Source organism: Planctomonas sp. JC2975 (assembly GCF_012985205.1).
Lineage (GTDB): Bacteria > Actinomycetota > Actinomycetes > Actinomycetales > Microbacteriaceae > Humibacter.
Window position 1 is genome coordinate 611,561 of record NZ_JABEKS010000001.1, and the last position, 21,196, is coordinate 632,756.

22 protein-coding genes, 2 tRNA genes and 1 pseudogene are annotated in these 21,196 nt (G+C 66.6%); 9 read left to right on the top strand and 16 right to left on the bottom strand.

All coding sequences use genetic code 11. The features are described 5' to 3' along the window. The first annotated feature begins 119 nt into the window (after positions 1–119). The 3 genes from valS to HII28_RS02910 all read left to right on the top strand — a co-directional run bounded on the left by valS (position 120) and on the right by HII28_RS02910 (position 3,806). Positions 120–2,741 carry a valine--tRNA ligase gene (valS, locus tag HII28_RS02900; protein WP_170024038.1) on the top strand — a complete coding sequence of 874 codons (2,622 nt, stop codon included), beginning with the start codon at positions 120–122 and terminating at the stop codon, positions 2,739–2,741. 93 nt (positions 2,742–2,834) lie between these two features. Beyond that, positions 2,835–3,545: a GNAT family N-acetyltransferase gene (locus HII28_RS02905; protein ID WP_170024039.1), complete on the top strand. Its 711-nt coding sequence runs from the start codon at positions 2,835–2,837 to the stop codon at positions 3,543–3,545. A 3-nt stretch (positions 3,546–3,548) separates the two neighbouring features. Beyond that, on the top strand, positions 3,549–3,806 hold the full coding sequence (locus HII28_RS02910) for a hypothetical protein (RefSeq protein ID WP_170024040.1): 258 nt from the start codon (positions 3,549–3,551) through the stop codon (positions 3,804–3,806). 67 nt (positions 3,807–3,873) lie between these two features. On the opposite strand, the gene HII28_RS02915 is transcribed toward HII28_RS02910, so the two are convergent. The 3 genes from HII28_RS02915 to HII28_RS02925 all read right to left on the bottom strand — a co-directional run bounded on the left by HII28_RS02915 (position 3,874) and on the right by HII28_RS02925 (position 5,605). Further along, entirely contained in the window at positions 3,874–4,074 is a 201-nt protein-coding gene (locus HII28_RS02915; protein ID WP_170024041.1) for a hypothetical protein, read from the bottom strand. Continuing rightward, the gene (locus HII28_RS02920) at positions 4,071–4,685 is read right to left on the bottom strand and encodes a helix-turn-helix domain-containing protein (RefSeq protein WP_170024042.1); all 615 of its coding nucleotides are present in this window, start codon (positions 4,683–4,685) and stop codon (positions 4,071–4,073) included. The genes HII28_RS02915 and HII28_RS02920 overlap by 4 nt, the downstream gene beginning before the upstream one ends. A 107-nt stretch (positions 4,686–4,792) precedes the next feature. After that, a complete protein-coding gene (locus HII28_RS02925; protein ID WP_170024043.1) occupies positions 4,793–5,605 on the bottom strand; it encodes a methyltransferase domain-containing protein in 813 nt (270 codons plus the stop codon). A 40-nt stretch (positions 5,606–5,645) separates the two neighbouring features. On the opposite strand from HII28_RS02925, the gene HII28_RS02930 reads away from it, so the two are divergent. After that, positions 5,646–7,667 carry a M3 family metallopeptidase gene (locus tag HII28_RS02930; protein ID WP_170024044.1) on the top strand — a complete coding sequence of 674 codons (2,022 nt, stop codon included), beginning with the start codon at positions 5,646–5,648 and terminating at the stop codon, positions 7,665–7,667. Between the two features lie 175 nt (positions 7,668–7,842). Then, positions 7,843–8,172 (top strand): hypothetical protein, encoded by a 330-nt coding sequence (locus HII28_RS02935; RefSeq protein ID WP_240977213.1) that lies wholly within the window; start codon positions 7,843–7,845, stop codon positions 8,170–8,172. A gap of 52 nt (positions 8,173–8,224) precedes the next feature. Here the strand turns inward: HII28_RS02935 and HII28_RS02940 are convergent, their stop codons facing one another. The 9 genes and pseudogenes from HII28_RS02940 to HII28_RS02980 form a co-directional block, all read right to left on the bottom strand. Beyond that, positions 8,225–8,734 carry a hypothetical protein gene (locus HII28_RS02940; protein WP_346769158.1) on the bottom strand — a complete coding sequence of 170 codons (510 nt, stop codon included), beginning with the start codon at positions 8,732–8,734 and terminating at the stop codon, positions 8,225–8,227. Beyond that, on the bottom strand, positions 8,731–9,720 hold the full coding sequence (locus HII28_RS02945) for a S66 peptidase family protein (RefSeq protein ID WP_170024045.1): 990 nt from the start codon (positions 9,718–9,720) through the stop codon (positions 8,731–8,733). The genes HII28_RS02940 and HII28_RS02945 overlap by 4 nt, the downstream gene beginning before the upstream one ends. Before the next feature lie 35 nt (positions 9,721–9,755). Then, positions 9,756–11,036 carry an ATP-dependent Clp protease ATP-binding subunit ClpX gene (gene clpX / locus HII28_RS02950; protein ID WP_170024046.1) on the bottom strand — a complete coding sequence of 427 codons (1,281 nt, stop codon included), beginning with the start codon at positions 11,034–11,036 and terminating at the stop codon, positions 9,756–9,758. A 149-nt stretch (positions 11,037–11,185) separates the two neighbouring features. Further along, on the bottom strand, positions 11,186–11,860 hold the full coding sequence (locus HII28_RS02955; RefSeq protein ID WP_277348394.1) for an ATP-dependent Clp protease proteolytic subunit: 675 nt from the start codon (positions 11,858–11,860) through the stop codon (positions 11,186–11,188). 26 nt (positions 11,861–11,886) lie between these two features. Beyond that, entirely contained in the window at positions 11,887–12,468 is a 582-nt protein-coding gene (locus HII28_RS02960) for an ATP-dependent Clp protease proteolytic subunit (protein WP_170024047.1), read from the bottom strand. A 125-nt stretch (positions 12,469–12,593) separates the two neighbouring features. Beyond that, positions 12,594–13,487, bottom strand: a pseudogene (locus tag HII28_RS02965) (serine hydrolase). Between the two features lie 26 nt (positions 13,488–13,513). After that, positions 13,514–13,990 (bottom strand): tetratricopeptide repeat protein, encoded by a 477-nt coding sequence (locus HII28_RS20030; RefSeq protein ID WP_170024048.1) that lies wholly within the window; start codon positions 13,988–13,990, stop codon positions 13,514–13,516. A gap of 130 nt (positions 13,991–14,120) precedes the next feature. Continuing rightward, on the bottom strand, positions 14,121–15,530 hold the full coding sequence (tig, locus tag HII28_RS02975) for a trigger factor (RefSeq protein WP_170024049.1): 1,410 nt from the start codon (positions 15,528–15,530) through the stop codon (positions 14,121–14,123). Positions 15,531–15,576: 46 nt separating this feature from the next. After that, positions 15,577–15,650: transfer RNA gene (locus HII28_RS02980), tRNA-Pro, on the bottom strand. Between the two features lie 202 nt (positions 15,651–15,852). On the opposite strand from HII28_RS02980, the gene HII28_RS02985 reads away from it, so the two are divergent. The 4 genes from HII28_RS02985 (at position 15,853) to HII28_RS03000 (ending at position 18,058) form a co-directional block, all read left to right on the top strand. Next, a tRNA-Gly gene (locus HII28_RS02985) sits at positions 15,853–15,926 on the top strand. A 290-nt stretch (positions 15,927–16,216) separates the two neighbouring features. After that, positions 16,217–16,732 (top strand): DUF3060 domain-containing protein, encoded by a 516-nt coding sequence (locus tag HII28_RS02990; RefSeq protein WP_170024050.1) that lies wholly within the window; start codon positions 16,217–16,219, stop codon positions 16,730–16,732. 119 nt (positions 16,733–16,851) lie between these two features. Next, a complete protein-coding gene (locus tag HII28_RS02995; RefSeq protein WP_170024051.1) occupies positions 16,852–17,457 on the top strand; it encodes a tetraspanin family protein in 606 nt (201 codons plus the stop codon). A 112-nt stretch (positions 17,458–17,569) separates the two neighbouring features. After that, positions 17,570–18,058: a DNA starvation/stationary phase protection protein gene (locus HII28_RS03000; RefSeq protein WP_170024052.1), complete on the top strand. Its 489-nt coding sequence runs from the start codon at positions 17,570–17,572 to the stop codon at positions 18,056–18,058. 164 nt (positions 18,059–18,222) lie between these two features. Here HII28_RS03000 and HII28_RS03005 read toward each other — a convergent pair whose 3' ends face one another. From HII28_RS03005 to HII28_RS03020, 4 genes are all read right to left on the bottom strand, one after another. Further along, positions 18,223–19,197, bottom strand: a complete 975-nt coding sequence (locus HII28_RS03005) for a DNA glycosylase (protein ID WP_170024053.1) — start codon at positions 19,195–19,197, stop codon at positions 18,223–18,225. 2 nt (positions 19,198–19,199) lie between these two features. Further along, on the bottom strand, positions 19,200–19,688 hold the full coding sequence (locus HII28_RS03010) for a ribose-5-phosphate isomerase (protein WP_170024054.1): 489 nt from the start codon (positions 19,686–19,688) through the stop codon (positions 19,200–19,202). Positions 19,689–19,746: 58 nt separating this feature from the next. Then, positions 19,747–20,346: a DsbA family protein gene (locus HII28_RS03015; protein ID WP_170024055.1), complete on the bottom strand. Its 600-nt coding sequence runs from the start codon at positions 20,344–20,346 to the stop codon at positions 19,747–19,749. A 74-nt stretch (positions 20,347–20,420) separates the two neighbouring features. Then, positions 20,421–21,110 carry a DUF1345 domain-containing protein gene (locus HII28_RS03020; protein WP_170024056.1) on the bottom strand — a complete coding sequence of 230 codons (690 nt, stop codon included), beginning with the start codon at positions 21,108–21,110 and terminating at the stop codon, positions 20,421–20,423. Positions 21,111–21,196: the final 86 nt, after the last annotated feature.

Genomic DNA, 21,196 nt, shown 5'->3' on the forward strand with positions numbered 1-21,196 from the left:
CTCGGGCGGGGTTCGGCGGCTCTCCCAGGGAGCGGAACCTGCGCACGATAGACTTGCGGGCATCCCACACTCAGGCACCAGTTGACACGGTGCCGTACATACCGCAATGGAGATCCGCCATGACCGATGCCCAGTCCTCCGACGCAGCCACGACCGACGCCTTCGGGCGGATCCCCGACAAGCCGGCGCTCGAGGACCTCGAGCAGGTGTGGGATGAGCGGTGGCGCCGCGATCGCACCTTCCACTTCGACCGCGAGAGCGCCCTGGCCGCGGGTCGTGCCGGCATCTACTCGGTGGACACCCCGCCGCCCACCGCTTCGGGATCACTCCACATCGGGCACGTCTTCAGCTACACGCACACCGACATCGCCGCCCGTTTCCAGCGCATGAGCGGCAAGAACGTGTTCTATCCGATGGGCTGGGACGACAACGGCCTGCCGACCGAGCGTCGCGTGCAGAACTACTACGGCGTGCGCTGCGATCCGTCGCTGCCGTACGAGGCGGACTTCGTTCCGCCCTATGAAGGCGGCGACAACAAGAGCTCGCGCGCGGCCGACCAGAAGCCCATCTCGCGCCGCAACTTCATCGAGCTCTGCGCCAAACTCACCGTCGAGGACGAGAAGCAGTTCGAGGCGCTCTGGCGCAAGCTCGGCCTGTCGGTCGACTGGCAGCAGTCGTACCGCACCATCGGCGACGAATCGCTCTTCGTGTCGCAGCTCGCGTTCCTGCGCAACGTCGAGCGCGGCGAGGCGTACCAGGCCATGGCGCCGACGCTGTGGGACATCACCTTCCGCAGCGCCGTCGCCCAGGCCGAGCTCGAGGACCGCGACCAGCCCGGTGCCTTCCACACCATCTCCTTCCACGGCGACACCGACCCGGTCGTGATCGCGACCACTCGCCCCGAGCTCATCGCCGCTTGCGTCGCGCTCGTGGCGCACCCGAGCGACGAGAGGTACAAGCCGCTCTTCGGCAAGACCGTGCGCACTCCGGTGTTCGGCGTCGAGGTGCCCGTCCTCGCCCACCACCTCGCCGAGCCCGACAAGGGCACCGGCATCGCCATGGTCTGCACCTTCGGCGACATCACGGATGTCACGTGGTGGCGCGAACTCGACCTTCCCACCCGTCCGATCATCGGCTTCGACGGTCGCATCCTGCCCGAGCCGCCGGAGGCGCTGGCGACTCAGGAGGCGAAGGATGCCTACGCCCAGCTCGCCGGCAAGACAGTGTTCTCCGCGAAGCAGGCCATGGTGGAGCTGCTGAAGGAGTCCGGCGACCTGCTGGAAGATCCGAAGCCCATCACCCACCCGGTCAAGTTCTACGAGAAGGGTGACCGCCCGCTCGAGATCGTGTCCACGCGCCAGTGGTACATCACCAACGGCGCCCGCGACCAGAAGCTCGCCGGCAGGCTCATCGAGCTCGGCAAGGGCATCGACTGGCATCCGGACTTCATGCGCGTGCGCTACGAGAACTGGGTCGGAGGCCTCTCCGGCGACTGGCTGGTCTCCCGCCAGCGCTTCTTCGGTGTGCCGATCCCCGTCTGGTATCCGGTGAACGCGGAGGGCGAGACGGTCTTCGACGCACCGATCCTGCCCACCCGAGAGCAGCTGCCCATCGACCCGACCACCGACACGGCGCCCGGCTACGAGGAGTCCCAGCGAGGACTCCCAGGCGGGTTCGTCGGCGAGGTGGACATCCTCGACACGTGGGCGACATCGTCGCTGACGCCGCAGATCGCCGGCGGCTGGGAGCGGGACCCGGAGCTGTTCGAGGCCGTCTTCCCCTACGACCTGCGGCCCCAGGGACAGGACATCATCCGCACGTGGCTGTTCTCCACGCTGCTACGCGCGCAGCTCGAGGACGACGTCGCCCCGTGGGCGCACGCCGCCATCTCGGGGTTCATCGTCGACCCGGATCGCAAGAAGATGTCCAAGTCCAAGGGCAACGTGGTGACGCCCGCCGACATTCTCGAGCAGCACGGATCGGACGCCGTCCGCTACTGGGCGGCTTCCAGCCGGCTCGGCACCGACGCCGCATTCGACCCGCAGAACCCCACGCAGATCAAGATCGGTCGACGACTCGCCATCAAGGTGCTCAACGCGGCGAAATTCATCCTCGGATTCCCGTCCGCCGATGGCGCCATCACCGAGGCCATCGATCGCAGCATGCTCGCGCGGCTGGCACAGGTCGTCGGCGACGCGACGAAGGCACTCGAGAACTACGACCACGCCCGCGCGCTCGAGATGACGGAGTCCTTCTTCTGGACGTTCTGCGACGACTACCTCGAACTCGTGAAGGAGCGCGCCTACAGCGAGGGTCCTGGCGCGGCATCCGCAGCCGCGGCACTGCGACTTGCGCTGTCCACCCTGCTGAGGCTGTTCGCGCCGTTCATCCCGTTCGCCACCGAGGAGTCGTGGTCGTGGTTCCAGCACGGTTCCGTGCACCGCGCGGCGTGGCCGTCCGCCGACCAGGTTGGCGAGGCCGCCGGTGAGGCGACGCCGCTCGTGCTCTCCGCAACCTCGGGGGTGCTGATCGGCATCCGTCGTGCCAAGACCGCCGCGAAGGCGTCGCAGAAGGCTCCGATCTCCCGTGCGGTCGTCACCGCGCCCGAGGAGGAGCTGTGGGCGATCGAGCAGGCCGCCGCGGACATCCGCGCCGTCGGACGCATCACGACGCTCGAGTTCGCGCCGGGCGATGAGCTGTCCGTCAAGGTCGAGCTCGCCGATGATGAGCACACGGCATAGCTCTGCTGCCCTTTCGGCAACTAGGTTTTACATCACGGTGTTCAGTCCAACGACGGAATGCACGCCGCCATCAGGAGGTACGGAGGGGGATTGATGGGTATCACGATTCGCGAACCCGCGGAGGGCGACTTCTTCTCGTGGCTCGCCCTCTACGAGGACTACGCAACGTATTACGAGCGAGCCCTGACCGACCAGGGAGCGCTGCTCGTCTGGAGCTGGCTGACGGATGCCGCCCGTGCCGAACGCGGTCTCGTCGCCGTCGACGACGATGGCGCGCTCATCGGCCTCGTGCACTACCACGAGGTTCCGCGCCCGCTGGACGGCGACCACGCCCTGCACATCGATGACCTCTTCGTCTTGGAGGAGCACCGGGAGCAGGGCTTCGGGCGCGCCCTGATCGAGGCTGTCGCGACGGTCGGCGCCGAGTTCGGCACACCGCTCGTCCAGTGGCTGGCGAAGCAGGACGACCCGGACGCCAGAAGCTTCTACGACGAGATCGCGGACGCGTCGACCGTTGTCGTGTACCGGCTGCGATCCGCTCAGCAGGCCCCGGCCAGTCCGGCTTCCGCCGATGCACCGTCCGTCGAGCCCGTCCAGACCGGCGACGAAGCCGTCGAGGCGACCGACGACGGCGCCACCCCCGATGACTCCCCGGCCGACGACGCCTCCGCCGATGCGCCGGCGACCGATGCGCCGGATGCCGATGCATCGGCATCCGATGCCTCTGGGGACAACCCGGAAGACAACCCGGTAGACAGCTCTGCCGGCAGTCCGGCCGCCGAGTCCTCGACGACGGAGGCCTGAGCAATGCAACTCGGCACGCGCTGGCCCGTCGGAGGGGCTGCTCCCGACCGGCTCCCCTCCGTTGTCGTCTCTGCCGTGCGCTCCGTCGAGGACGAGCTCGAGGCACTCGACGTCGATGCCTCGACGTGGCGCTGGACGCTGACCTGGCTCGAGGGCAAGCCGGTGGTCGAGCTGGACGACGGCACCGTCATCCGGTATCACCCCGAGGAAGACTCCGCGACGGTGTCGCAGCCCGACGAGGAAGCACTCGAGGCCGACTGACGCACGTGTGCCCGGCGGCCGATGCGGCCCGCCGAGCACACGGTGGAGCGGATGCGATGGTCGACGGTCAGGGCATCATCCGTCCCCAGACCTGGGTCCGGCGCGCGCTGTCCTCGTCGTAGCGGGCCTGGATGCGCGCAACGTGCTCCGCGCGATCCTCACGCCGTTGGGCACTTGCGTTTCCCCACTCGACCATCAGCGCGCCGAGCCTCACGGCCGTGCGCTCGGCGAAGGACGGTTCCCGGTAGTGCAGCGTTGCGGTGCTCATGAGCTGGTCCCCTTCGGATCGGTGAGCGGGTAGATGTTGAACTGGATCTGCACGCGGCGCGTGCCGTCAGCCTCCTGGCCGCGATAGCGGTCGCCGAGACGCAGGAAGAGAGCGTCGAGCTCCGTCTTGAGCTCCTCGAGCTGTTCGATCGTGAGCGGGAGCGAGGTGTGACTGATCGTGCTGGCCTCGACCCATCGCCTCGGGATCGTGTTGTCGGCCTGGTCGATGAACTGCATCGTCTGCTCGAACCAGCGGTGATGCCATGTCTTCGCGATGAGATCGGCGGCCGCGTTCTCCGACTCGCTCTGGTCGTCCGACGACCTCAGCGATACGGCACCAGGCGTGCGCTCCCACCAGCGCTCACGAGCTGTCCCCTTGCCCTCGACCTCCCGCACGAAGCCGTGCTTGGCGAGCTCGCGCAGGTGATAGCTCATGGACCCGCTCGACTCCCCAAGGCGTTCGCCGAGCCCGGTCGCTGTGAGCGGCCCGAACTGCACGAGCTCCTCGAAGATCTGCATGCGGAGCGGATGCGCGAGCGCCTTCAAGGCGGACGCGTCGAGTCGCCGGAACCTCGGGTTCTCTGCCGGTGCCTGCTCGTCGTCCGTGCTCATGGGACGAGACTACGCGTGCAAACAATTCTTTGCAAGCATTTCTTTGCAATTGGATCTTTGCAACAGATCCTTTGCCTACGCCCCTCACCAGCGCGGTGATCCGCCGGTCACCCTCTGGCGACGATCTCCCCGTGCGTCAGCGAGAACCACCCGTCCTTCGCCGCGACCCATTCGCGCCAGGCGGCGGCCACCGCCCGCAGATCGGTCACCGTCGCGTGCCCGCCTTCGATTGCCCGAGCCGCGAACTCGGACTCCGTCGCCCGTTCTGCCCAGGACGAACCCCACCACTCGCGATCCGCATCCGAGGCGAACGACCACACCGACGCCGATGCCGTCACCTCCTCGAACCCGGCTCGCTGCGCCCACGCCTTCAGACGCCGCCCGGCAAGAGGCTCTCCCCCACTGGTGTGCGCGGCGTCCACGTAGATCCGCAGCCATTCGGCGATGCCGGGAAGCAGCGGATACCAAGCTGGCGTTCCGTAATCCGCATCGCGCGCCGCCACGATGCCACCTGGCTTGAGCACCCGCCGGAACTCGCGGAGGGCGGCCACCGGGTCGGCGAGGTGCTGCAGCACCTGGTGCGCGTGCACGACGTCGAACGTGGCATCCGCAAACTCGAGCGCGTAGGCGTCACCCGTGCGGAACTCCACGTTGTGGAGGTCGTTGTCGAATGCCAGACCGTTGGCATTGGCGACGACGTCCTCCGAGGCGTCGATTCCGACGACCCTTCCCGGCGACACCAGGCGGGCGAGATCGAGGGTGATGGTTCCCGGTCCGCTGCCGACGTCCAGCACGTTCAAGCCCGGCGACAGGTGCGGAATCAGGTAAGCGGCCGAATTCTCTGCGGTGCGCCAGGAATGAGAGCGGAGCACGCTGGCGTGGTGACCGTGCAGATAGCGCTCGTTGTCGTGGGATGCCATGGGCCCAGCCTAGGAAATCGGCCCGCCTAGGCTGGTGATTATGACGACCAATCCCCTTCTGGCCCCCAGTGGGCTGCCGCAAGGACTTCCGCCGTTCACCGAGATCCGGGATGAGCACTACGCACCTGCCTTCGAACAGGGCATGGCCGAGCAGCGCGAAGAGGTGGAGGCCATCGCATCCCAGACCGCCGAGCCCACGTTCGAGAACGTCTTCCTCCCGCTCGAGCGATCCGGACAGCTGTTGCGACGCGTGGCCGAGGTGTTCTACAACAAGAGCTCCGCCGACTCGAACGACGACGTCAGCGCGATCGAGGAGGAATTCGCACCCAAGCTCGCCGCGCACGAGGACGCGATTCGCCTGGATCCGCGCCTCTACTCCCGCATCGAGGCGATCCATTCCGGGTTGGACGAGCTCGGGCTCGACGCGGAGTCCCGCTATCTCGTCGAGCGATACCACGAGGAGTTCACGCTCGCCGGAGCCGCACTCGCCGAGCCCGAAAAGGTCCGGCTCAAGGAGCTCAACGCGGAGCTCTCGACGCTGTCCACCCGGTTCGAGAAGAACCTGCTCGCAGACACCAACGACCTGGCGGTGCACATCACCGACGTCGCCGAGCTCGACGGCCTGAGCGCCGCAGAGGTCTCCGCCGCCGGTGCCGCGGCATCCGATCGCGGGCTCGACGGATACCTGATCACGCTCGTGCTCCCGACCGGACATCCCTACCTGGACCGGCTCACGCGGCGTGACGTGCGCGAGCGCGTGATGCAGGCGTCCCGCTCCCGCGGAGTGCACGGCGGCGATCACGACACCCGCGAGTTGGTGCAGCGCATCACCGCACTGCGCGCCGAGCGCGCACGCCTCCTCGGCTTCGAGAACCACGCTGCATTTGTCACCGCTTCCCAGACCGCGAAGACCCCGGATGCCGTCGCCGGGATGCTCGAACGCCTCGCCCCCGCGGCCGCGCGAAACGCCAGGGCCGAGAAGTCAGACCTCCGAGAGTCCGCGGGATTCGACATCGAGTCATGGGACTGGTCCTTCTTCTCCGAGAAGGTCCGCGCGGCGAAGTACGACGTGGACACCGCTGCGATGCGTCCCTACTTCGAGGCGGAGCGGGTTCTGCACGACGGCGTGTTCTTCGCGGCCAACCGGCTGTACGGCATCCGCTTCGACGAACGCCCAGACCTCACCGGATACCACCCCGACGTGCGCGTCTTCGAGGTCTTCGATACCGACGACTCAACGCTCGGACTCTTCCTCTACGACCTCTACACGCGTGACTCCAAGCGCGGCGGAGCGTGGATGAACGACCTCGGCCAGCGCACGGGGCTGCTCGGCGGCGACACGGTGGTCGTCAACAACCACAACGTGCCGAAGCCCGCTGCGGGCGAGCCGACCCTGCTCACGTTCGATGAGGTGGGCACGCTGTTCCACGAGTTCGGCCACGCGCTGCATGGGCTCTTCGGCCGCACCACGTATCCGAAGTTCGCCGGGACGAACGTCTTCCGCGACTTCGTCGAGTTCCCCAGCCAGGTGAACGAGATGTGGATGCTCTGGCCGGAAGTCCTCGACAACTACGCGCGGCACTTCGAGACCGGTGACCGGATGCCGGAGGAACTCGTCGAGCGGATCCACGCCTCAGAGGCCTTCAACCAGGGCTACGCTACGGGCACCTACCTTGCTGCGGCCATGCTCGACCAGGCCTGGCACCGCATCGACGCGGACACCATCGTCGAATCAGTCGAGGACTTCGAGGCTGCCGCGCTCGACGAGGCGGGCCTGCATGACGCTGCCGTGCCGCCGCGGTACTCGAGCACGTACTTCGCCCACACTTTCTCCGGCGGATACGACGCCGGCTATTACTCGTACATCTGGAGCGAGGTGCTCGACGCCGACACAGTCGAATGGTTCAAGGAGAACGGCGGACTCTCCAGGGACGGCGGCGAACGCTTCCGCCGACGGCTGCTGGGCGTCGGCGGTTCGAAGGATCCTCTGGAGGCGTACCGCGACTTCCGCGGGCGCGACGCGGTGATCGATCCGCTGCTGCGACGGCGCGGTCTCGACTGATCCGATCCCTTCGAGTCGGCCCGGTGGACACGACGTCCGCCGGGCCGATTGTTGCGGAGCGTGACGAACGGACGTGCGCCTGTGCGCATCTTTTCATACTGTGATCAGGTCGTCAGGTGGATCATCCGCCGCGACTTCCCATCCGCAGGCCAGACGAACAGCGCAGGAAGAAGCCATGTCACAGCTCCCCGAACTCGACTACACCGCAGCGTGCGCGTGCGAGTCCGGGCTGATGTGCGCCGACATCCGACCTGGACACGGTCTGCACGCCCTGCAGCTCCGCCTGGCGGCCGCGACGCCGTCGCGCTGGCAGGACGCGATCATCGTCGGCGAGCGTGACGGCTGGATCGATGTCGCCACCCTCGACGGATCCGTCGTGTCCCTCTGGAATCACGGAGACCTGACGGAGTCGGTTACCGCGGGCGAGCCCGTGGCTCTGCACACGATGTACAACGTGCTGGCCGCGGGACCCCGCCGGTTCAACGTTCTGGCCTCCGCCGCCTGAGCCACCGCGGCGGGTGGCGTCGGTCGGACGTCCTCGCTCAGATCGTCTCGGCTCAGACCGTCTCCGCGTCGCGCATCATGTCGAGCATGGCCTGGCAGGCGTTCATGCACTCCGTGCAGGCCATCGCGCACATGCGGCAGGTCTCGCTCATCTCGGCGTGATTTCCGCACTCGTCGGCGCACGCCGAGCACATGGCCATGCATGCCCGCAGCATGGCCTGCATCGCCGTCATGTCGAATCCGCTCGGACGCATCAGCATGCGCATCATCGTGTTGGAGACGTCCGCGCAGTCCATGCACATCGACGCGCACTTGATCATGCCGTCGGCCATGTCGTTGTCCGCGCACATCGTGCACGCCTGCTCGCACGCCGAACACGCCTCGATGCAGGCCTGCATCGTCATCGCGTCCATCGCAGGCATACCGATCGCGTCCATCGACATGTTCTGCATCATTTCGGCCGTCATATTCGTGTTCATCGGGTCCCCCGTGTCTGAAGCGAATCGAGATGTCACCGGCGATGCTACGCCGGGCTCTGAGTCGCCCACCACGGTCCGGCTCACAAAACTGCGGCTTCGAGCAGCCGAAATCGTCCTGTGCCGGGGTCGAGTTCGGCGCGCACGCCGTTCGGCACGACGAACTGAGGATCGGTGTGGCCGATGTCGACGCCGGCGAGTACCGGGATCTCCCCGATCCCCCATTCATCCAGGCGCTCGAGGACGATCCGATCCAGCTCGCGCACCTGCGCGGCGTCGTAACCGTTCGGCCGACCGATCACGAGACCCGCGATCCGCTGGAGGATTCCCTGCGCACCGTAGTTGCGCAGCCAATAGCCGACCTGCGCCGCCGATGGCCGGTCTTCCGACGTCTCCAGGTACAGGATGACGTCGTCGAAGAACTCCGGCCCTGGCCAGAACGGGGTTCCGACCATCATGTCCAGCACGTCGATGCATCCGCCGAACAGTCGACCGCTTCGCGGTGCGGATCCGCGGAGCCACCGCCATCCGCTGTTCCGGCGCAGCCTGTTCACCCGGGTGCCGTCCTGCTGCGACCAATCCGGATATCCGGCGGACCACTGGGTGAAGGGGCGGTACTCGTACGCGTCTGCAGGCGTGAAGAGGATGTCCCGCACGTGATCGATCATTCCCGGGAGGTTCGCCGCCTGAGCGAATCCGGCCATCACCGAGGGACCGTTGAACGTCACGAGGCCATGCTGCGCAAGCCAGACGAGCTGGGTCGTCGTGTCGGAGTAGCCGAGCATGATCTTCGGATGCTCGGCGATGGCATCCATGTCGAGATACGGCAGGATGCGAACCGAGTCGTCGCCCCCGATGACGCTCAGCACGGCGGCGATCTGCGGATCCGCGAACGCCTCGTTCACGTCGGCGGCTCGCGCCTGCGGGCTCCGCCACGCCTCGTCCGGCGTCAGGCGGGTGGAGGGGAACTCGACGGGTACGAGCCCGAGCCGGTCTTCGAGAGTAGCGAGGCCGGCGCGATACACGTGCGGGAACACAGTCGACCCCGGCCACGATGTTGCGACGATCGCCACCCGGTCGCCCGGATGCAGCCGCCGCGGCTTGAGGCTCAGGCCGACTTCTCTTCGCGACGCGTGCGACGATGCGGAACGATCGTCGGTGCCGCGTTGTCGAGGACCGCTTCACGGGTGACCACGACGCGCGCCACCTCTTCGCTGGAGGGCACCTCGAACATGATCGGTCCGAGCACCTCCTCCAGGATCGCCCGCAGACCACGAGCGCCGGTCTGGCGCAGCACGGCGAGGTCGGCAATGGCGTCCAGAGCCGGCTGGTCGAAGTCCAATTCGACGCCATCGAGCTCGAACATGCGCTGATACTGCTTGACGAGCGCGTTCTTCGGCTCGGTGAGAATCTGGATGAGCGCCTCGCGATCGAGCTGCGTGACGGTTGTCACGACCGGAAGACGCCCGATGAACTCCGGGATCAGGCCGAACTTGTGCAGGTCTTCGGGGAGCACCTCACTGAAGAGGTTGATGTCGTCGCCCTTGCTGTGCAGGGGGGCGCCGAAGCCGATGCCCTTCTTGCCTGCGCGCGACGAGATGATGTCCTCGAGACCGGCGAATGCGCCGGCGACGATGAACAACACGTTGGTGGTGTCGATCTGGATGAACTCCTGGTGCGGATGCTTACGACCGCCCTGCGGCGGCACCGACGCCACGGTCCCCTCCAGGATCTTCAGCAGTGCCTGCTGCACGCCCTCACCCGACACATCGCGCGTGATCGACGGGTTCTCGGCCTTGCGGGCGATCTTGTCGACCTCGTCGATGTAGATGATCCCGGTCTCCGCGCGCTTGACGTCGTAGTCGGCGGCCTGAATGAGCTTCAGCAGGATGTTCTCGACATCCTCTCCGACGTAGCCCGCCTCGGTGAGCGCCGTGGCGTCCGCGAAGGCGAAAGGCACATTGAGACGCTTAGCCAGTGTCTGCGCCAGATAGGTCTTGCCGCAACCGGTCGGACCGATGAGCAGGATGTTCGACTTGGCGATCTCGACGTCTTCGCCCACCTGATCGGCCGGGCCGAGCGTGGTGCGCGCCCGTACCCGCTTGTAGTGGTTGTAGACGGCGACGGAGAGCGCCTTCTTCGCGGCCTCCTGGCCGATGACGTACTCCTCGAGGAAGGCGAAGATCTCTTTCGGCTTGGGCAGGTCGAACTGGCCGGTGTTCTCTTCACCGGACTCGGCCATCCGCTCTTCGATGATCTCGTTGCACAACTCGACGCATTCGTCGCAGATGTACACGCCAGGGCCCGCGATGAGCTGCTGTACCTGCTTCTGGCTCTTTCCGCAGAACGAGCACTTGAGCAGGTCGGCGCTTTCTCCGATGCGAGCCATGGAACCTCCCGGGTGGGCTGCTTCTTACGAGCCTAACCTGTGGTGCGGACAATGATGGGTAGCTCTCCACACCGGTGTGGCACGGCGCGGCGAGGACGAGAAACGGCGGAGGACGAGTCGTCCTCCGCCGTCATCCACGGGTGGTGCTGCTACTTCGCGGTCAGAGCCGGCAGGCTCTTGCGACTGGTCAGAACCTGGTCGATGAGTCCGTATTCGCGGGCTTCCTCTGCCGACAGGATCTTGTCGCGATCGATGTCCTTGTTCACCTGTGAGACATCCTTGCCGGTGTGCGCCGCCAGGGTCTCCTCGAGCCAGGTGCGCATGCGCATGATCTCGTTCGCCTGGATCTCGATGTCGGACGCCTGTCCCTGACCGGCCTCGCCGACGGCGGGCTGGTGGATGAGGATGCGCGCGTTCGGCAGGGCGAGACGCTTGCCAGGCGTGCCGGCAGCGGTCAGTACGGCCGCGGCTGACGCCGCCTGGCCCAGCACGACGGTCATGATCTGCGGACGGATGTACTGCATCGTGTCGTAGATCGCCGTCATGGCCGTGAACGAGCCACCCGGCGAGTTGATGTACATGACGATGTCGCGGTCGGGGTCCTGGCTCTCCAGCACGAGCAGCTGGGCCATGATGTCGTCGGCTGACGCATCGTCCACCTGCACGCCGAGGAAGATGATGCGGTCCTCGAAGAGCTTCGCGTAGGGGTCCTGGCGCTTGTAGCCGTAGGCCGTGCGCTCCTCGAAGCTGGGCAGGATGTAGCGGGAACTCGGCATGGCGACGCGCGAAGCGCCGGCCAGAGACGAGAAGTTCGGGGTTTCCATCTGTGTCGTGTCCTTCGTTTCTCTCGCTACTCGGTTCCGCCGCCGCCGATGACGTCGGTGGCCGACTCGCGGATGTGGTCGACGAATCCGTAATCGAGCGCTTCCTGGGCGGTGAACCAGCGGTCGCGGTCACCGTCGGAGTTGATCTGCTCGACCGTCTTCCCGGTCTGGGATGCCGTGATCTCGGCCAGGCGCTTCTTCATGTCGAGGATCAACTGCGCCTGCGTCTGGATGTCGCTCGCGGTGCCACCGAATCCACCGTGCGGCTGGTGCAGCAGCACACGCGCGTTCGGCGTGATGTACCGCTTTCCCTTCGTGCCGGCGGTGAGCAGCAGCTGCCCCATGGAGGCCGCCATGCCGATGCCGACCGTCACGATGTCGTTCGGCACGAACTGCATGGTGTCGTAGATGGCCATGCCAGCGGTGATCGAACCACCGGGAGAGTTGATGTACAGGTAGATGTCGCGCTTCGGGTCCTCCGCCGCCAGCAGCAGAAGCTTCGCGGCGATCTCATTGGCGTTGTCGTCACGCACCTCCGAGCCGAGCCAGATGATGCGGTCCTTCAGCAGTCGGTCAAAAACACTGGGTTGCAGTGTCGGTTCGGCCATGAACGTGCTCCTTCTTCGTACGTGTTCTCGAATCTATCGAAGGGGTCGCGGGCACACGGCGTTGTTCGCCGTCGGCAGAGCCGCCGGCGAACCCGAGTCGGCGCGCGCACCGGCACGGCCCTGGGTTACGACGACAGCGGCAGATGCCGCTCGAGAGCGAGCTGAGCGAGCTCGGCCAGTCGGTGGTCCCGCGGCTCCTCGTGTGCGGTGATCGTGACCACCGCGTCGCGAGCCTGATCGACGATCACGTATTGCCCGTAGCGGCCATCGAGCCGCCACGACGGTCCTGGTCCGTCCCAGACGGCGACGCCGTAACGCTCGAAGGGAGCGGGTGCCCCTGTCGGCAGCCAGTCCTCGTGCAATCGGTCGATCCATGCGGGATCGACGAGCTGCCGGTCGCGCCATCGCCCCCGGTCGCGCAGCACTCGGCCCATGCGAGCGAGTTCTCGGGTGCTGAGCTCCAGTCCGGATCCGGCCGTGATCCAGCCCAGCGGGCATCTGAGCCATTGCGGATTGTGGATGCCCAGCGGTTCGAAGAGCCGCGGAAGGAGCCAGTCGCGCACATCGCCGACTGCCGCGCCGAGCATCCGCATGGCCACATACGTGCTCGCGTCCGAGTACTGGAACACCGCCCCGGAACCTCGAGTCGGGCGGCCGAGCATCTCCTAGGCGAGATCGGGCCAGGGAACCGGTTCGTCCGCGAACCACTCGAAATCGATGCTGCTTCGCATGGTGAGCAACTGGAGCAGCGTGACGGTTTCGGCGCGCGCACCGAAACGCATCCTGGGGAGCGCCTCAGCGACGGTCGAGTCGAGGCTCAGGACGCCCTCGTCGACCGCCATGCCCGCGGCAAGGGCGCACGCCCCCTTCGACGCCGAGTAGATGTTCTCCCGGTCGTCGCTGCGCCAGCGATGCTGCGCTTCGTCGTCGCCAATGAGCAGGTGAACGCCGTACGCGCCTAGGCGCTCGCGGTCCACTCCGGCGACGATCTCGGCCAGCACGTGCGACGCGATGGTCATTCGACCGTGTCCTCCGTCGGCGTTCGTCAATAGGCGATCTCGCGTGCGTAGTCCGAAACGGAACGCGTATAGAGAGGAAGGTGCGGCGCGAGCGCCGTCAGCGCGACGGAGGTAGCCCGTCGCGACTCCCCCGCCGAAGCCAGAGCCAGGGCGTAGAACGCGGCGACCGCGTCGCGGTACGGCGAGTCGGCGTGCTTCGTGTACTCGTCGCCGAGCATCCAGACCGCCTCGTGCACCCGTCCCAGGTTGCGCAGCGTGCTCGCCAGCTGGACGATCGCCCGCACCCTGTGGTCGTCGTCGAGTCCGATCAGAAGAGCCCTCCGGTACAGGGGTTCTGCCTCGGATTCACGGCCTGCGGCATCCCTCGCCCCCGCCCTGTGGAACAGCGCTATCGCGTTATCGCCCCACACCCCGGCGAGGCGGTCGATGCGCTCGATGCGCTCCGCGTCGCTCAGTTCCTCGTCCGCCCAGACCGCGTCGAACTGACTGTCCCAGTCGGTCACCGTCGCACCTCTCCGCACTCGTCTCGCACCATCGCCGCATGCGCACCCGACAGCGTGCCGCTGGGACCGTCGACGGATGCGAAAAGGGGGCGGATGCCGAGCATCCACCCCCTTCACGACTCTATCGCGGCTACGCCTTCGCGCTCTTCGCTGCCTTCTTCTTCGGCTTCTCGGCGGCCTCCGCCTCGTCTGCGACGGGCTCAGCGTCGTCCGCAGCGGCCTCGGTGTCAGCGGACTCGTCATGCGCCGGCTCCTCGACGGGCTCGTTCACCGCGGCGAACTCTGCCAGGTCGACCGGCTGGCCGTTGCTGTCCTTGACCACGGCACGGCCGAGCAGCACGGCGATGGTCTTGTTGCGGGCGACCTCGCCGAAGATCTGCGCGAGCTGGCCGTTCTCGCCGAGCACCTGAATGAACTCGTTCGGGTCCATGCCGTACTGGGCAGCCGCCTGCACGAGGTAGTTGTTGAGCTCATCCTGGCTGACCTGGATGTTCTCCTTCTGCGCGATCTCATCGAAGAGAACCTGGGTGCGGAAGGCCTTCTCGCTGGCCTCCTTCACCTCGGCGCGGTGCACGTCGTCCTCGAGACGCTCCTCGGACTCGAGGTGACGGTGCACCTCGTCCTCGACGAGCCCCTCGGGAACCGGGATCTCGGTCAGCTCGAGCAGGCGGTCGACGATGAGGTTGCGCGCCTCGTTGCCCTGGTTGAACGTCTTGCCACGGGCTGCCTCGCCTCGGAGCGAGTCGCGCAGCTCGGCGATGGTGTCGAACTCGCTGGAGATCTGAGCGAAGTCGTCGTCGGCTTCCGGAAGCTCGCGCTCCTTGACGGCGTTCAGCGTGACCGTGATCTCGGCGTCCTCGCCCTCGTGGTCGCCACCGAGCAGCTTCGAGGTGAACGTCGTCGTCTCGCCGGCGGACAGCGCATCGAGCGCCTCGTCGATGCCGTCGACCAGCTCACCGGAGCCGACCTCGTAGGAGACGTTGCTGGCCGTGTCGACCTGCTCGTCACCGATCGCTGCGACGAGGTCGAGCTGGGCGAAGTCGCCCTTCTTGGCCGGGCGGTCGACGGTGATCAGCGTGCCGAAGCGACTGCGCAGTCGCTCGAGCTCCGCCTCGACGTCCTCGTCGGTCACCTCTGCCGCCTCGACCGTGAGTTCGAGACCGTCGTACTCGGGAAGGGTGATCTCGGGACGCACGTCGACCTCGATCGCGACGATCAGGTCGCCGGAGAAGTCCTTGTCGCTGGGCCACTCGGTGATGTCCGCCTCGGGACGGCCGACGGGACGCACGTCGTTCTCCTCGACCGCAGTGCGGTAGAAGCCCTCGAGTCCCTCGTTGACCGCGTGCTCGAGAACGGCGGCCTTGCCGACTCGCTGGTCGATGATGGGCGGCGGCACCTTGCCCTTGCGGAAGCCGGGGATGCTCACCTCTTCTGCGATGTGCTCGTAGGCGTGCTTGATGCTGGGCTGCAGCTCCTCCGGGGTCACTGCGATGGTGAGCTTCGAGCGAGTCGGGCTCAGCTGTTCGACCGTGGTCTTCACGTGGGAGATCTCCTGTTATTGAAAGTGGTTCGGTCAGTCGACGTTGTCGGGGCGACAGGATTTGAACCTGCGGCCTCCCGCTCCCAAAGCGGGCGCTCTACCAAGCTGAGCTACGCCCCGGATCGTGGTGGACCCGCGAGGTCTGACCAGCCAGGCACGCGCCAGGCGTTCAGCAAGCCGAAATGACCTCGAACAGTCTAGCGAATGATATGAGACGCCCGGTGCGGTGCAGATCCCGCCGATTCCGAACCCTCAGCCGCCATGCACTATGCTTGCCAGCGCGGTCATCGACCGCTCCCAGGATCCATGCACTGGATCTCTCGGGGATGTAGCTCAATGGTAGAGCCTCAGTCTTCCAAACTGATGGTGCGGGTTCGATTCCCGTCATCCCCTCCAATGGTCCTGACGCCGCTCCAGCGGTGGCAGGGCCATTCGTGTGCGTGGAGTGAATCGAACCCTTGGGTGGGCCCACGCCGCCGGAGGCTCCGGGCGCCGCGCAGCGGCGGCTGGAGGGGCGGTAGGGACGATTCCCGTCATCCCCTCCAACGGCCCCGCGACTGCCCGATCGGGCAGGATCGGAGCCTTTCGCACTCGCCCGTCGGTCCGCGATACCCGGCGGAGCGTGAGCATCCGTCACGGAACTGTGCCCTGGACAGGGGGACGCATCCATCTGCCAGGATGGGCGGATGCCGACGCGCACCACTGCACTATCCCGCGCCGTGTCCGCCATCATCATGGGCGTTCTCGCTCTGGGCCTGACCGCTTGTACGGCTGCTGCACCTCCGATCGACGCCACGACCCACCTCTCAACGGGAGGCAGGCACACCTGCTCGCCTGGCGCATCCATCGAGTTGGATGGGCAGTCGCGCACATTCCTCCTGTCGGGAGAATGCGCCTCGGTTGCCGTGCACGGGGACGGCATCACGGTGCGCATCGAGCGGGCCGTGTCGCTCGACATCCAGGGCGAGTCCGACTCGATCACCGTCGCCGACCGCGTCGGATCCGCCATCATCAAGGGCAACGGCATCTCCCTCACGGCGGACTCGGTCGGATCCGTGCAGGTCACCGGGCAGAACAATTCGATCTCGGTGCCGGCACTCGGCTCCGTGATGGTGCAGGGCGACCACAACGTCGTGACCACCCACGCCAAGCCGAGCGACTATCGGGTGACGGGCCAGAACGACACCCTGCAGATCCGCTGACCGGACTGCATTCGCTGACACAGCACTCCGTTTGCGAGAATCGTCAATGAGGCGCGCAGAGTTGCGCCACGAGCCCGCAGTACGGCAAGGCCGCCGTTCTCACACGATGAAAGTCCACCATGACTCCTGACGAAGCAGCAGCCATCCTCGAGGTCGCGAAGGATGCCAGCGCCTCCGACATCCTCGCCGCCTACTCCAAGAAGGCGCAGGCTGCCGGCGGGTCGGGTGACCTCGCCGCAGAGAAGGCCGAGGTGCAGATTCTGCAGGATGCTCGGGTCACCCTGATGACGAACCGGCAGAAGCTGCAGGGCACGCAGCAGCGCACCGAGGTCGCCGCGCGGGCAGCCGGCAAGACCCCTCAGCCATCCGGCAAGCCGGAGTACGGCGAGCGGACTGCTGCTCCCGTCGAATCCGGATGGCCGGACGACGCGCCCAAGGGGAAGTCGCGCACCGCAGATGAGGAGCTCGTGCGCAAGCAGCGGTCGTTCATCATCGCTGCGATCGGACTCGTACTGTCCCTCACAGCGTGGTTCTGGTGGCTGCTGGAGCCGCTCTCGCTCTTCGGCATCGGCCTCAGCATCTGGGCGCTGATCCGTGTGCGCGGTTACGGCAGTGGCATGTACACCGGAACCCGGATCGTGTCGTGGATCTCGATCGTGCTCGGTGTTCTGGCGATGGTCGGCAACATCCTGCTCGTCGTGAACGGAGTCACAGCGGGCAAGTAGCGCTGTTCGACGGCGGCAGGCAGCGACTTAGCCCAGCCTGTGCTTGGTTGCGGAATGCGCAACGCTGCGTAGCGTTGTCCGTGTCATCACGAGCGAAGGGACCACTGCATCCATGAGCACCACCGACACGACACCCAAGGCCACCACCAACCCCGACGTCGCGGCCGGCACCGCACAGTTCCTCACGCCCGTCGTCATCGAACTCGAGGCGCTCGTCGTCAACGGCAAGCAAGCGCACTGGAACCTGCGCGGCGCGAACTTCATCGGTGTGCACGAATTGCTCGACACGCTCGTCGAGCATGCCCAGGACTGGGCCGACACGGCGGCTGAGCGGATCGTCGCGCTCGGCCTTCCCATCGACGCCAGGATCGCGACCGTCGCGGCTGCCACCAAGGCACCGGCGCTCAGCGACGGATTCGTGCAGTCCGACAAGTCCATCGCCGAGGTCATCCGTCAGATCGATGTCGCACTCGAGGCCGTCAACACGGCCGTGCACGAGCTGGACGAGCTCGACCAGACCAGCCAGGATGTCGCGATCGAGATCGCGCGCGGCCTGGACAAGGACCGCTGGCTGCTCTTCGCGCACATCGCACAGAACTGATTCGTGCGCCCGGCCCCGCCGGGCGCACCGCAGTCGGCTTGTCGAGTCGATGCGTCCGGCGGCGTGCACGCCGCCGCCTCGAGAGCGTGTTGCGTTGAGCATCTCCGCTGCGCAGCCAAGCAGGGTTCAGCAACTCGACGCCTTCGGCTGAGGTCTCTTTCGAGTCACGCCTGGCAGTACGGACACCAGTAGAGCTTGCGAGCGGCCATCACTTCCATCGCGATGTGCGTGCCGCACACCCTGCATGGAAGTCCCTCGCGCTTGTAGACCCAATGACGGTCCTCGCGGCTGGCCATCGCCTTCGCCCAGTCGTCGGGCGTGAGGTCGTCCATGGTCATCATCTGGCCGGTTCGCACGCCGATGTCGAGCAGGTGCGCCCAGTCCCGCCACAGTGCGCGGGCCGTCTTCAGCGGCACCTTGTTGCCAGGGGTGTGCGGGTTCAGGCGAGCCCGGTACAGGAGCTCGGCTCGGTAGACATTGCCGATCCCGCTGACGATGGACTGATCCATCAGGAGCAGTCCGATCGGAGTCTTCTTCGACGTGAGCGCCCGCGCGACCGCCTCCTCGACCTCGGGGCCGTCGTCCACCTCCGGATCCGGTCCCAGCCCGGCGATGACCGATGCGGCGGTCTCGCTGTCGATCACCTGGCACGCCGTCGGACCCCGCAGGTCCGCGACCGCGGTGTCGGTGAGCAGCCTCGCACGCACCGCACCCACCGGCTCTGGAGGGAAGACGAACGCACTGTCGTCCTCCTTCTCGGACTCGGACATCCACAGTCGCGCACGTCGCGGAGCGCCCATGCTCGCGATCGAATCCTCGCCTCGGGAGTCGAGCACGGTTCCGCGTTGGTTCGTCTGGCCCATCCGGCCACCGGATGACCGGATCGTGTCGTCAACGGTGATCTCACCCGCGAAGTCCCAGGCGCCGTAGATGCCGAGGTGAACGCGCAACCACAGACCGTTGTCGAACTCGAGGAACATCTGCTTGCCGACGGCGCGGGCATCCGCCATGGTGCGGCCATCGATCAGTGCGGCTTCCGCCGCGAAACGCCCCTGCGGCGAGGTCACCGCGACGCGCTTGCCGACGAAGTTGCCGCGGAACTGGAGCGCGATGCGATGAACGGAGTGACCCTCTGGCATCGCTAGTGGTCGACGTTCTTGCCCGCGATGTCGCCCGTGGTCTCGAACTCGGCGAGCTGGGCGATGCGGCGCACGTGGCGCTCCTCGAAGGAGAACGGTTCCGCGATGAACGTGTCGATGTAGTCGATGGCCTCGTCGACGGTGTGCTGCCTCGCGCCGATCGCGATGACGTTGGCGTCGTTGTGCTGGCGCGCAAGGAGAGCCGTGCTCTCGTTCCACACCAGGGCGGCGCGGATGCCGCGCACCTTGTTCGCTGCGATCTGTTCGCCGTTGCCCGACCCGCCGAAGACGACGCCGAGGGCCTGCACACCCGCCTGCTGGTCGGCGACGACGCCCTTCGCCGCGTTGATGCAGAACGCCGGATAGTCGTCGAGCGGGTCGAAGTCCTGCGGTCCGTGGTCGATCACCTCGTGACCGGCATCGCGAAGATGCTCCTGCAGAGTCTGGGAGAACTCGAGGCCGGCGTGATCGGTACCGATGTGGATGCGCATGGGCACCAGTCTAGGGAGACGGCGATGGCCCCGGATCGAGCCGCCCGTACTCTCCCGATCAGTCGAAGATCGGCTCGCGGGTGCGGCTGCGCTTGAGCTCGAAGAAGCCGTCGTACGACGATGCGGCGACCACACCATCCCAGAGTGTGAGCGCCTTCTCGCCACGCGGAGTCGGCGAGATGACCGGACCGAAGAAGGCTGCGCCGTTCACCGCGATGACCGGCGTGCCGACATCTTGCCCGACTCTCTCGATGCCGTCGGCGTGGCTGGCACGCAGCTGGGCGTCGTACTGGTCGGAGTCCGCGTACTGCGCGTAGTCCGCCGGCAGACCGACCTCGGCGAGCGCCTCGGCGACGACGGCCTCGGCGTCCTTGCGGTGGCCAGGATGGATGCGCGTCCCCAGTGCGTCGTACAACGGTTTGACAGCCTGTTGTCCCTCCAGCTCCCCCACCGCCGTGACGAGGCGGGCGTAGCGGAGCGTGCGCGGCAGCATCCGGCGGTACGAATCCGACACGTCCTTGTCCTCGTTGAGCACGAAGAGGCTCATGATGTGCCAGGTCACGTTCAGGTCGCGGTGCGGGGCGACCTCGTCCACCCAGCGGGAGGTCATCCAGGCCCATGGGCAGGAGGGGTCGAACCAGAAGTCAACGTCGGTCATGACGTCCATCTAAGCGATGACGCCCCGGATCCGCGGACGCCGCATCCGTCCAGCCGGTGACGCGGCCGACGCGGTCAGCCGATCTGGGCGACCGCCCTGGCGATCACCAGTGCGAGCATCACGAATCCGGCGAACGACTCGAGCGCCATCAATGCCTTGGCCCTGGTGGACAACGGCATCGTGTCGGTCGGGCTGAACGCCATCGAGTTGGTGAGCGAGAAATAGAGGTAGTCGACGAAGGCCGGCACCCAGTCGCTGTCGATCGACGACCCCGCGCGCACCTCCACGACGTTGTCGTGATCCTCGTCCTGCGGAAACCGGAAGTCCGCGCGCTTGAGTTCCGCGCGCTTGACCGTGGTCCGTGCAACGGGACCACCGCGGTCGATGCACCAGTAGAGCAGGGCGAAGGCGATGACGTTGGTGACCCACACTTGAAGCGACGCCAGGAGGAGAGAGCCGCCTTCGTTCGACTTGTGCACCAGTTGAACGATGAGCAGCACGAGCGTGAGCTGGTTGGCGACCAGGATGATCAGGGCCAGCGCCACCTCCGACAGGCGTGAGAACCGGGTCTCCTTCGTGTAACGGCGGGGGTTCAGCACGATCAGCGGAATCAGCAGCACCAGCCCGATCCCCACGACGACGTACCGCTGGATGGCGAACAGGTTGCTGGGCAAGAACGTGTACAACGCCAGTGCGATCAGGATGGCGACGACCACGGGCCACCGGTGCTCCGGCCGCGCCGTGCGCTCACCCCGTTCGACCACGAACGAAGTCTAGGAGGACGCGTGCGTCGCGCGATTAGGCTTGACGATCGGGCATCGTCCACGATACGAGCCCGACATCGGGCCGG